The organism is Pseudomonas sp. R38(2017) (assembly GCF_002112395.1).
In the GTDB taxonomy this organism is placed as follows: Bacteria; Pseudomonadota; Gammaproteobacteria; order Pseudomonadales; family Pseudomonadaceae; genus Aquipseudomonas.
Genome location: NZ_NEHN01000001.1, coordinates 42,349 through 54,749 on the forward strand (window position 1 = coordinate 42,349; position 12,401 = coordinate 54,749).

The window sequence follows — 12,401 nt, forward strand, 5'->3', positions numbered from 1 at the left end:
CTGCAGGTTCACGCACTTTCGTCATCGGGAGCATCCTTTTTCCCTCGCTTCAAGTCTGTTTGCAGGCCGATGGTGCCCGGTGACTTGAGCATAGTTCTCTCGCCGATACTTCGCCCGTCACGGTGTTACCGAGGATTTACACAGGCTCCACGAAAAATCATCTAGCCTTTCATGCAAGACGCGGGCAAGCGGGGAGGTCTGTCGATGCGTCATCCCTATCCACCGTTTTGCGCGAGGCCTCGCCATGGAAGAGCAATCCGCCCCGACTTCGGCCCACCGGCCTGCTGTTTTGCTGGTCGATGACGAAGAGTCGATCCTCAACAGCCTGTGCCGTCTGCTGCGTGGCCAGCCCTACGATGTGCTGCTCGCCACCAGCGGTGCCCAGGCACTGGAAGTGATGGCGCAACGTCCGGTCGATCTGGTGATGAGTGACGCGCGGATGCCCAATATGGACGGCGCCACGCTGCTGGCCAGCGTTCGTCAGTTGTATCCGGCGACCACGCGGATCATGTTGACGGGCTATGCCGACCCTTCGGCGATCATCAAGGCCATCAACGAAGGCCAGATCGACCGCTACATCAGCAAACCCTGGAACGACGAGGAGATGCTGCTGATCCTGCGCCAGGCCCTGGAACATCAGCATCTGGCCCGTGAGCGCGAGCGCCTGGAGCAACTGACCCGGGTGCAGAACGATCAGTTGAAGTTGCTCAACAGCACCCTGGAAAAACATGTCAGCGCCCGCACCGCCGAGCTGCAGCAGACTGCCGACATGCTTGATCTGGCCTACGAGGAGCTCAAGCACAGCTATGTGACCGGCACCGAAGTGTTCTCGCTGCTGGCCAACCTGCGCCTGCCGCCGGCCAAGCAGACCAACCGGCAGATCATCGAACTGGTGCGCGGCTACTGCAAGGTGCATCGGCTGGACGAAGCCGCCAGCCGCGACCTGACCATGGCCGCCGCGCTGTACAACATCGGCAAGCTGAGCTGGACCGACAGCATGATGACCACCCCTTCGGACCTGTTGCACAGCACCGACCGCGATCGCTATCGGGGTTATCCGAAACAGAGCGAATCGCTGTTGATGACCCTGGACCCGATGAAGGATGCCGCGCGGCTGATCCTGCACCATCAGGAACACTGGGACGGCAGCGGTTTCCCCGACCGGCTCAAGGGCGAGGCCATTCCCCTGGGCTCGCGGCTGCTGAAGCTGGCGGTGGATTTTGTCGAGTTGCAGCGCGGGTTGATTCTCGAGCGGCAAATGAATAGCGATGAAGCGTTGCTGTACCTGCGTCAGTACGCGGGCAGACTCTATGATCCCGAGCTGATCGAGGATTTCATCACGGTCTGCGCGATGGTCAGCGACATCACCCTGACCGATCCGAGCGTCAAGGTGCTGGGCACCCGGGAGCTGGCGGCGGGGATGATCCTGGCGCGCAACCTCAATGCCGACAACGGCATGTTGCTGCTCAATGCCGGCAAGGTGCTGAGTGCACTGCTGGTGGACAAACTGATCAGTTTCGAAGCCATGGAGGGGGCCAAATACAAGGTGTTCGTGAAAGTGCCGGAGGAGGGCGAGGCGGCGCTTCTGGCCCAGTCTTGAGACCGTATGAGGTGACGCTGGCGCCGCCGGCATGGGATCCTTGCGGTTTTTCCCAAGGCCGGTGGCTGCCCCATGACCTCTGTATCCGCTGTTTCCCCCCGCATCATTCGTATTGCCGCCGCGCTGCTGCTCAACCCCGACGGCCAGACCCTGCTGGTGCGCAAGCGCAACACTGCGGCGTTCATGCAACCGGGCGGCAAGATCGAAGCCCATGAACTGCCGGTGCATGCGCTAGCCCGTGAGCTGGAGGAAGAACTGGGGCTGGTGATCGATCCGGCGCAGGCGAGTTTTCTCGGCCAGTTCTCGGCACCTGCCGCCAACGAGCCAGGGTTTGTCGTGCAGGCCGAGATCTTTCAACTGACCATCGACGCCGACGTCTCCCCGGCCGCCGAGATCGAAGAGGTGATCTGGATCGACCCGGCCACCGATGGCGATGTGGTTCTCGCCCCATTGACACGCAACCTGATCCTGCCGTTTTATCGAGCCTCGCTGACCGCGCTCACCTGATCATTCACGCCAAGGACTTTGCCATGATCCCGTTGCCAGACCTGCTGATTTTCGCCGCTGCTGCGTTGTTGATGGTAGTGACACCGGGGCCGAACATGATCTACCTGATCTCCCGTTCGATCTGTCAGGGACGCAAGGCCGGGGTGACTTCGTTGCTGGGCGTGGTGGCGGGGTTCTTCGTGCATATGTTTGCGGCAGCGGCGGGTCTGACGGCGGTGTTTCTCGCGGTGCCGATGGCCTATGAAGTGTTGAAGTGGGCCGGCGCGCTGTACCTGCTGTGGCTGGCCTGGCAAGCGGTGAAACCCGGCGCGCGCTCGCCGTTCGAAGTGCAGGCATTGCCGGCGGACTCGTCGCGCAGGCTCATCACCATGGGCTTTCTCACCAGCGCCCTGAACCCGAAGATCGCGGTGTTCTACCTTTCGGTGTTTCCGCAGTTCATCACACCGGAGCACGGCTCGGTGTTCAGCCAGAGCATCATCCTCGGCCTGACCCAGATCAGCGTCAGTTTCAGCGTCAACCTGTTGATTGCCCTGTCGGCAGCGGGAATCGCTTCGTGGTTTGCCAGTAACCCGACGTGGCTGGCGGCGCAGCGTTATTTCATGGGGTTTGTGCTCGGTGGTCTGGCGGTGCGGCTGATGCTTGAACAACGCCGGTCGGCTTGAGCATGTGGATCGAACGACTGGACGCCAGTCATGCGCTGGCCTATCGCGAATTGATGCTGGAAGCGTATGACCGGCATCCGCAGGCGTTCACCTCCAGCGTGCGCGAGCGCGCGGCGATGCCCTTGAGTTGGTGGGAATCGCGCCTGACCAGCAAGCTGGATGCGGTGTTCGGCGCGTTCGAAGAAGGCCGGCTGGCGGGTATCGTCGGCCTGGCGTTCGAGCCTCGGGAAAAGGCCCGGCACAAGGCAACGGTATTCGGCATGTATGTGTCGGCTGAGTTTCGTCAGCGCGGCCTGGGCCTGAAATTGATGGAGGCCGTGCTGGGGGAAGCGCAGCAGCATCCGGCGCTGAAAGTCATTCAACTGACCGTCACCGCCGGCAATGAAGCCGCATTCAAGCTGTACCAGCGCTGTGGCTTCATCCAGTTCGGCCTGGAGCCGATGGCGGTGCGAGTCGGCGAGGATTACTTCGACAAGATCCACATGTGGTGCGCGTCCTTCGTGCCGACCACCAGCCTCATCGAACCGCGCTGACCCCGTCCAGAGTCGAGAACGAGGTGTCCTTGGCCGTCAGCAGAAAGTCGCGCATGTACGGCGCATCCAGCATGTCGGCGCGGATCGCCGCGTACAGCGTCGCAAACAGACCTTTCTCACCCAGCCGCTTCGCCTTCACGTAACCCCGTGAGCTGTATTCATGCAGCGCCCAGTGCGGCATGCCGCACACGCCACGACCGCTGGCCACCAGTTGCATCATCATCACCGTCAGTTCTGACGTGCGCACTTGCGCCGGTTCGATGTCGGCCGGTTCGAGGAAACGAGTGAAGATGTCGAGGCGGTCGCGCTCAACCGGATAAGTGATCAGGGTTTCCGTCAGCAGGTCTTCGGGAACGATGTACGGTTTGCTCGCCAATGCGTGCTGATTGGCGACCGCAAGCATCGCTTCGTAGGTGAACAGCGGCACGTAGGTGATGCCGGCGATTTCCAGCGGGTCGGACGTTACCACCAGATCCAGATCGCCACGAGCCAGTGCCGGCAGCGGGGCAAAGGAGAAGCCCGAAGCGAGGTCGAGTTCGACTTCCGGCCAGGCATCGCGGAACTGGTCGATGGTCGGCATCAGCCACTGAAAGCAACTGTGGCATTCGATGGCCATGTGCAGACGCCCGGCGGTGCCCCCGGCCAGGCGCCCGATATCCCGCTCGGCAGCGCGCAGCAGCGGCAGGGTCGCGTCGGCCAGTTGCAGCAGGCGCAGACCGGCGCTGGTGAACCGCACCGGTTTGGTCTTGCGCACAAACAACGGCATGCCCATGCGCTCTTCCAGTTCTTTGAACTGATGGGACAGCGCCGACTGGGTCAGGTGCAGGCGATCGGCCGCATCGACCAGGCTGTCGGCTTCGCGCAGGGCATGCAGGGTTTTCAGGTGACGGATCTCTAGCACCGCAGGCTCCATGAGGAAAATTTGTGATCAACACGAAAAGGTTGAGTTTGTCTCATGTTGGGTTGGCTGTCGACAATGTCGCCATCTTTTACGCAATGGAGAACACTCGACATGGCCGTGGCTCACACCCTGGGTTTCCCGCGCATTGGCGCCGACCGCGAACTGAAAAAAGCCCTCGAAGCCTACTGGAAAGGCGATCTCGATCAGGCGTCCCTGAATCAGGTCGGCCGTGAGCTGCGCGCCAGACACTGGCAATTGCAGAAGGACGCCGGCATTGATCTGCTGCCGGTCGGCGACTTTGCCTGGTACGACCAGGTGCTGACCCACTCGCTGACCTTCGGTGTGATCCCCGAGCGTTTCGACGCTGTGCGTGACGAGCGCGGCCTGCCGACCCTCGACACCCTGTTCGCGATGGCCCGTGGCGCCACGGCGTCCTGCTGCGGCGGTGAGCAAGGCAAGACCCAATATGCACAAGAGCTGACCAAGTGGTTCGACACCAACTACCACTACCTGGTCCCGGAGTTCACCGCCGATCAACAGTTCAAGCTGAGCTGGGAACAGCTGTTCGATGAAGTCGAAGAAGCCAGGGCCCTTGGTCACAACGTCAAACCGGTGATCATCGGCCCGCTGACTTACCTGTGGCTGGGTAAAGCGAAAGGCAATGATTTCGACAAGCTCGACCTGCTCGAGCGTTTGCTGCCGGTGTACAACGAAATCCTCGGGCGTCTTGCCGCACAGGGTGTGGAGTGGGTGCAGATCGACGAACCGATCCTCACTCTCGACCTGCCGCAGGCCTGGAAAAACGCCTTCGAACGCGCCTATCACATCCTTCAGTACTCGCCGTTGAAGAAACTGGTGGCGACCTATTTCAGCGGCTTGCAAGACAACCTCGGCCTCGCCGTCGGCCTGCCGGTGCAAGGTCTGCACATCGACGCAGTACGTGCGCCGGATCAACTGGGTCAGGTGCTTGATCGCCTGCCGACCTACAAGATTCTTTCGGTGGGTCTGGTCAACGGTCGCAACGTCTGGCGCTGCGAACTGGAGCAGGCGCTGGCACAACTGCAACCGGCCCAGGAGCGTTTTGGCGATAACCTGTGGGTCAGCAGTTCTTGCTCGCTGCTGCACAGCCCGGTGGATGTCGAGCGCGAAGACAAGCTCGACCCGGAACTGAAAAGCTGGCTGGCATTCGCCGTGCAGAAGTGCGCCGAAATCTCCGTGCTGCGTGATGCGCTGAACGATCCGCAAGCACCGAAAGTACAAAACGCACTGGCCGAAAGCCGCGCGATTCAAGAAAGTCGCGCCCGTTCGCCGCGTATTCACAAGGCCGCCGTGCAGGCGCGGATCGATGCGATCAATGCCAGCGACAGCCAGCGTCACTCGCCGTTCGCCAAGCGCATCGCCGCGCAACAGGCGCGTTTGAAATTGCCGGCGTTTCCGACCACCACCATCGGTTCGTTCCCGCAGACCGGTTCGATCCGCCTGGCCCGTCAGGCCTTCAAGCAGGGCAAGCTGTCGGCCAACGATTACCACGACGCCATGCGCAGCGAAATCCGCCATGCAGTGCAAGTCCAGGAACGTCTGGGGCTGGATGTGCTGGTGCACGGTGAAGCCGAGCGCAACGACATGGTCGAGTACTTCGCCGAGCAGCTTGACGGTTACCTGTTAACCCGTTTCGGCTGGGTCCAGAGCTACGGTTCCCGTTGCGTCAAACCGGCGGTGATTTTTGGTGATCTGTCCCGTCCGAACGCCATGACCGTGGACTGGATCACCTACGCCCAGGGCCTGACCGACAAGGTCATGAAAGGCATGCTGACTGGCCCTGTGACCATGCTGATGTGGTCGTTCCCCCGCGAAGACGTGTCGCGCAAAGTCCAGGCACAACAACTGGCACTGGCCCTGCGTGACGAAGTGGTGGATCTGGAAAACGCCGGGATCAAAATCGTGCAGATCGACGAAGCCGCGTTCCGCGAAGGGCTGCCGCTGCGCCGCGCACAGTGGCAGGAGTATCTGGACTGGGCGGTGGAAGCGTTCCGCCTGACCGCGTCGGGCGTCAAGGACGAAACCCAGATTCACACCCACATGTGCTACAGCGAATTCAACGATGTGATCAAGGCCATCGCCGACATGGACGCCGACGTCATCACCATCGAAACATCGCGCTCGGACATGGAGTTACTCGAAGCCTTCGAAGCGTTCGATTACCCGAACGACATCGGCCCGGGCGTCTATGACATCCACTCCCCGCGAGTGCCGGACACCGCCGAGATGGTCAAGTTGATGAGCAAAGCCGTGAAGCGCATTCCGGCGCAGCGCCTGTGGGTCAACCCCGATTGCGGCCTGAAGACCCGCGCCTGGCCTGAGACCGAAGCGGCGCTGGTCAACATGGTGGCGGCGGCGCGACAGTTGCGCAGTCAGTTGGCATAGCCATTCTGCGAAACAGCAAGGGGGGAGCGGGTAAACCGCTGCCCCCTTTTGCTTTCACAGGTTCTCGAAATGGATCAGCACCGACGAGCGCTTGCCAATGTCGGCATAGGGCAGGGAAGGATCGTCGGCATGGGTCATGGACCGGTGTTCGGGCAGCTTTAAATGGGCCTTTTCGAATTCGCGAAAACCGGGTGTTGCCTTCGAATAGTGAAAGTGGGCATACCACAGCAATGTTGGCTGTGCCTGCGTCAGGTCGCGGATTTCATACTCCTGCAGATAATCGGTGCGGCCGTCCTTGCGTTTGCCGAGGTTTCTCAGTGGCTGGGCTTTGCGGATGTCTACGGCGTTCTGTCCGATCAAGTCGTCGAGCATGCCATCGGTGGGGTTCTTGCTGGTCAGTGACTGGCGGGTGCGCATTTGTCGTCCGCTGATTCTGAGTTCGGCAGACTTGTGGCGCAGCGGCGTGATGATCGGGTTCTGCGCGTCGATCTGCTCGATACCGTGAGCCCGGCGAATCAGTTCGTCCGCCTCGCTGACCATCATGTGTTCCAGATCGACCGGAAGCATGTCCTGCCTCGCGTAAGCGCTCACCTTGGCCTGATAAGCGGGCACCCGATCCAGTCGGGTGCGCGCATCGGTGACCAAGGCTCCAAGGTCAGCTTTCATTGGCGATGACGGTCGAGCGGGTGAGCTCAAGAGGTGGTACTTGCCGTTGCTGCCCTGTTCCCAGATCTCGTTGACACCGCCCTTGCCGGTCAAGTGATAGCGGCGTGTCTGGGTTGTGGATTCCCAATGCTCGACACCGATCAGCAATTGATTGTCCTCGGTGGTGAAGATCTTTTTGTTGCTTTGCCCCGTAGGCGCGGCGACCGTCGGCAGCTCAAGTGTCTTGCGTGCCCGGTCAGCCATTTTTTCGATGTTCGCCAGAAGAGGAGGGACATCATCCATGTGAAAATGTTGGGAATAACTGGCCGTCCAGACGGTCATCGCTCGCCGAAACTGCGCATACGTGTCGAGGCAGTCCTGCAGGATCTGATTGCGCTGGGCACGGGTAACGCTGGTCTCGGGCAGGCTGAATTGCGTGTACAGGGCGCGATCCATCCTGGCGCGTAAATCTTGGGCCTGGTGGTGCAGAAAGTGCAATGACACTTCACCTGGATTGTCGAAGCGCTGGACGATTTCCAGCAGGCTGCCGGTCTTGAGATAGAGCAGTTTGCCCTCACTGAGACGTCTGTTCAGACCTTCGACTTCCGCTCGCATATGCACCTTGTCTCTGGGGAGACTGATGCGTTCGAACCAGTGGTTGAGATCGCGCACCAGCCCTTCGATCTCATCGATTTTTTGCATCATTTCCACGCGCAACTTACGGGCTTGTGCATGCACAGACACCCGCTCGGTCAGCAGTTCTGCAGGTAATTCGTCCAGACGCTCGGTGAGGGCGTCAATCCGGTCCAGCAAGGGGCCTACCTGGTGTCTGGTGTGATGGATGCGCAGTTGAACGCGGTCAGCCACCTTCCAGGCGTCCAGGCTCATGCATTCGTTCAACTTGCGTCGTTTGTTGCCATGGGTCAGGGGCAGCAGATCGACCAGCAGTTGGTAACGCCGGCTGGCCATTTCGATGTCGCCGATGCAGGCTGCTTCGGCGGCGGGTCTCAGGGCCGGACGCTGGTCGGCGGGGCTGTTGTTGTAGCGATTGATGGCGGCGTGACTTTTGGCAAATCGGTCGTCTATTTGCCAGGCGAGCTGATCGGCTGCCTGGGTCAACTGTTGCTGGCGACGAAAAACCCGATCACCCCACCAGCGTGGCAGGCGTTGTCGAATGCTCACGGGCCAGACCGGATCAAGCGTATCTGCCATGTGCCCGAGCACATTGCCGCCGCCTGCACCGCCACCGTCGAACGTTGTCCCGTATACCCCGAAATGGGTGTCCCATTGGCCGGCTTCATCCAGTGCTATCGGTTGTTTATAGGTCTTCTGTGTATTACCGCTCAGGCGCCAGCCCCTTGAGTCCTTGCTCAATTCGATTTGATAGACCCGTCCCTGACGAACAACAAAATCGCCATCGGGATGCCGGTAGACGCTGCGAAACAGTCCGGCGCTGGCCGGCTCCATGCCGCTCAGGAAGATGGGCTTTTGGTACTCGTAGCCTGCAAAACGCTTCCCTGTATGTTGGGCCTGACGTGCGCTGGGCGCTCGTAACGCGGCAGCGCTGGTGGTCACTTGGCGCAATTGACGGGTGCGCGTCAGCGTGCGGGCACGGCTCGCGGCGCTGGCGCTTGTGCCTGCGCCCACTGTGGGCAGGATGTCCATCGCCGCATCGATCAGCGCCAGAAGCAACATTTCGATTTCGGCTAATCCATCACCCACGGCGCCGCGCAGGAACGCGGCCACCGCCTGATTGGCGCTGGTCCAGGCGTCATACAAGCCGATGGCGGTGCCGACAAAGGGCAGCAGACCCAGGGCCATTTTGATGTAGTTGAGCGTGCGCGGGCCGCTGAGGGCGTAGCGCTCCAGATACATCGCGTCGTTGGCGCGCGAGGTGCCTCGATGGGCCTCGATCAGTCGGCCCATATGAGCATTGAGCAAGTGTTTGGCCAACGAGGTGGATGCCGGCCAGCGTTCCTCAACCCCGATCAGGGCGTCAAAACGCTTCAAAACGGCCTGGCCGATGCGCTGTTCATGAGCCCTCACGTTGCCCAGCAAGGCACGACCCGCCAGATAGCTGGCCCATCTTTCCTGAACGCACAGATTGAACAGCGACTGGCGCGCCGACTCCAGACTGTCAAAGCGGCGCAGGAACTGCCCATCAGGGCTATCGGTCAGGTACAGCAGGGTCGTACCGCTGACCGTTTCCTGGATGAAGCTCACTCCAGACAGTGTCACCGAACCTTCATTCGGTGTGTCCTTGCCGCCGACGGTGAGGAGGGCAGGCAGCAAAATGATGTGCTTGTTTCCCGCTCGCCAGGCATGGGGCGTGTCGGCATCGATGGCGATGTCGAGGATGTGCAGGTCTTGCGCGGTGATCTGTTTTTGCAGGCGGGCGCATTCGCCTTGCAGCCTGAGCATCAATCGCCAGGGTTCCAGCAGGCATTCGTGGCGATGTTCGTTGATGAACGGCGAGTCATCGTTTGACCCCATGAACACCCGGCGGATCAGGTCTTCGTAGGCTTTGGGCAAGTCCAGATCGGGCAGTGTCTTGCTCAAGTAAGGTTTGGTAATGCCCACCGTCAGGGCCCGGCGCTCGGCCTCGTCTGATGCGCTGACCTCAATCTGCATGAAACCCAGGCGCAGCAACAGGGGGTCCAGACTCATTGACGGCGTGTTGTCGATATTTTGCTGGGCGAGGGCTTCGAGGGACATCTTGTTGCGCGCCTTGCTTGGCACCAGCTGCAGTTTCTGTGGTGTACCCGGCGCGCCGGGAGCAGCGACCGTGTGTTTTTCCATTGCCACTGAGTCGGGTAGATCCAGTTGCACATCGAACGTCCCTTTGAGCGAAAAGTCCTTGCGCAACCGGGCGTGCAAATGTTGCCGGGTGAAGTCGTCGCGCAGCGGCAGGGCCGTTTCCATCAGGCGATGGCTGCGCTGCATGGCCTTGATGTACGCCTCGATCAGCAGCTTCAGCCCGCTGCGATCGGCGCCGGACAGGTCGGTTAACCAGTCCGGCAGACTGGCGGCCAGTGAAGCGCTGCGTTTTTGCTCCAGCAGATGCGAGTAGGCCAGTTGCCGTGCAGCGCTGACTGGCACCTGCAGTGCCGCCAGAAAACGCCTGCGCAGTGTTTCGAGATGTTCGGTCTGCTGCGCCGATTGCGACGGGGCACTGTAGCGCTGGCGCAGGACGCCAGCCTGCTCTTCGAACTCGCCGATCAGTTGATTCAGCGAATGCTGCAACGGATCGCCTGTGATCCGGTTGAGTTGCAGCGTCAGCACCGGGTCCTGCTGTTGAATCTTGAACACCTCGCGTTCCAGTTCACGGCGGTTGTCAAACCGCTGCAGTCCGCCGCCGCTGCCGGGCCAGTACAACAGCAGACTGTGAGGCGCGGTCGGATCCGACAGCGCAGCCAAAGGGGCTATGACCAACGGCCCGTTGAGCGTTTGTCGGGTGGCGGTAACCGGAGGGTCTTTCTGCTCGTGCATCGACAGCGATATCTCGGCTGTGCACAGATCGGCGTTGTTACCGTCAACGGTGTTCAGTGCAGTCATGAGCGCCTGACACTGATCTTCACTCAATTGCTTGAGTGTCCGCTGCAGTTCGGCTTCGGCGATCAGACCTCTTTTGTGGGCCTGATGCAGTGCGGTGAACTCGCGGTTGAGGGTGACTGTGTCAAGCACGCGTTCGCGGTACAGCAGTGCTCGAGCGGCCGCGTCGGCGGCTTGTTCGGCGGCTTCCACGCGCTGGAAAATGTCGCTGAGCGCCTGACGTTCACGATCCCCGGCTTCGTTCCACCAGTTTTGCAGAGCGTCTCCTTGCCGTTCCAGTGCCGCCTGGCGCACCGGCCAGGGAATGTCCGCCGTCAGGGCGCCGAACAGGGGCTGTTCGGCGTCATGTGCAATGGGTATCACTGCCGGCGACGCAGGAGGAAAGGCCGACAACCCAGCCGTGGCGTGTTGTCGATCCAGTCGCTCGGCTTGATCCAGAGACCGGGCGCCATGTTCGGCCAGCCCGGATTTGCCGGCCGAGCCTTGAAGCAAAGCGCTGAGCCGAGCCTGTTGCAACCGAGCCAGCAGATCAGTCATTCCCGAGTTCAATGGCAGCGCTCTGGCACTGTATTCAAAACGCAACCCGGCGGTGGGCAGTTCCTGCGGAACGAATCCCTGGCGAGACAACCATGCCTCCATGTCGCTGCGCCCTGCGAAGGCTTGCAAGGGCACCGGCTGATGCGGCAAATACAGCAATTGCCGCCCCATTTGTCGGTCGCCGACGCTGATGACCCACGCATCGGGAAGCTGGGCACGGCCGTTGTTTTCAAGTACCAGATCCAGGCGCTCGCTGTGCACCGGCTGATCATCCAGGCGCGGATTGGGGGGCGAGGTGTCCATGAGCAGTTGCAACGGCCGCAACTGGTCGGCAGTGACCGTGCGTTGCGCCAGTGCCACCTGAGCCGTCGCTTCAAGATGCAACCGATACAACTGGCCCGCGTGTTCACGGCGTGAAGCCGAAGTGCCTGGTGCCCGTGCGCTCCAATACGAATCCCAGCGCCGGTTGAGTTCATCTTCCGGTTTCAGCGTCTGGATTCGGGTCAGCAGTTGCAGTGGCGTAAGGGCACTCAGTGCGTGGTCACTTCCCAGGCCGGCCACCGTACAGGGCCGGTCGAGCGCCGTTTCCAGGTGAGGACGTTGATAGATAAAGGCACAGGCCGAGGCGAATCCGACAAATTGCTCGGCGTGCTGATCCGATGCGGAAAACCGAAGGCCTGTATCCGGTTCGCCCAGGTCGAGTTCACGTTCCAGCAGGTCAGTCAGCGAAGCGCGGATGGATGGCACGCCTGCCAGCAGTTCGCGCAAATCATGGCTGGCGCTACGCCAACGCTCCATCGCGCTGCCCAGCAGAGCGCGGTCGATGCTCTGCGGCAAGGCCGACGAAGCCGGCCAAACCCTTGGCGCAGGTGTGAGCCGGTCAGTAAAAATGTTTTCGGACATGGTCAAGAAACTCGCGACGGGGAGCGGAAGATCCGCTCCTGATGACGAGCCATTGAAAGGACATCCCCGGTGGTGCGGGCGTTACATAGATATCGCGCCTGGCAAATGACCACTCGGCACTCTTCATCAAACTGTCA

7 protein-coding genes are annotated in these 12,401 nt (G+C 61.0%); 5 read left to right on the forward strand and 2 right to left on the reverse strand.

What is annotated here, in order from left to right:
- The first annotated feature begins 244 nt into the window (after positions 1–244).
- From CAF87_RS00145 to CAF87_RS00160, 4 genes are all read left to right on the forward strand, one after another.
- Positions 245–1,600 carry an HD domain-containing phosphohydrolase gene (locus CAF87_RS00145; RefSeq protein WP_085730148.1) on the forward strand — a complete coding sequence of 452 codons (1,356 nt, stop codon included), beginning with the start codon at positions 245–247 and terminating at the stop codon, positions 1,598–1,600.
- Positions 1,601–1,672: 72 nt separating this feature from the next.
- The gene (locus CAF87_RS00150; RefSeq protein WP_085730149.1) at positions 1,673–2,107 is read left to right on the forward strand and encodes an NUDIX domain-containing protein; all 435 of its coding nucleotides are present in this window, start codon (positions 1,673–1,675) and stop codon (positions 2,105–2,107) included.
- Positions 2,108–2,130: 23 nt separating this feature from the next.
- Complete coding sequence (locus CAF87_RS00155) at positions 2,131–2,769, forward strand: LysE family translocator (RefSeq protein WP_085730150.1); 639 nt, start codon at positions 2,131–2,133, stop codon at positions 2,767–2,769.
- A 2-nt stretch (positions 2,770–2,771) separates the two neighbouring features.
- The gene (locus CAF87_RS00160) at positions 2,772–3,302 is read left to right on the forward strand and encodes a GNAT family N-acetyltransferase (RefSeq protein WP_085730151.1); all 531 of its coding nucleotides are present in this window, start codon (positions 2,772–2,774) and stop codon (positions 3,300–3,302) included.
- Here CAF87_RS00160 and metR read toward each other — a convergent pair.
- On the reverse strand, positions 3,286–4,203 hold the full coding sequence (gene metR / locus CAF87_RS00165) for a transcriptional regulator MetR (protein WP_085709456.1): 918 nt from the start codon (positions 4,201–4,203) through the stop codon (positions 3,286–3,288). The genes CAF87_RS00160 and metR overlap by 17 nt on opposite strands.
- Positions 4,204–4,314: 111 nt before the next feature.
- On the opposite strand from metR, the gene metE reads away from it, so the two are divergent.
- The gene (metE, locus tag CAF87_RS00170; RefSeq protein ID WP_085730152.1) at positions 4,315–6,627 is read left to right on the forward strand and encodes a 5-methyltetrahydropteroyltriglutamate--homocysteine S-methyltransferase; all 2,313 of its coding nucleotides are present in this window, start codon (positions 4,315–4,317) and stop codon (positions 6,625–6,627) included.
- A gap of 54 nt (positions 6,628–6,681) precedes the next feature.
- On the opposite strand, the gene CAF87_RS00175 is transcribed toward metE, so the two are convergent.
- Positions 6,682–12,264 (reverse strand): dermonecrotic toxin domain-containing protein, encoded by a 5,583-nt coding sequence (locus CAF87_RS00175; protein ID WP_085730664.1) that lies wholly within the window; start codon positions 12,262–12,264, stop codon positions 6,682–6,684.
- Positions 12,265–12,401: the final 137 nt, after the last annotated feature.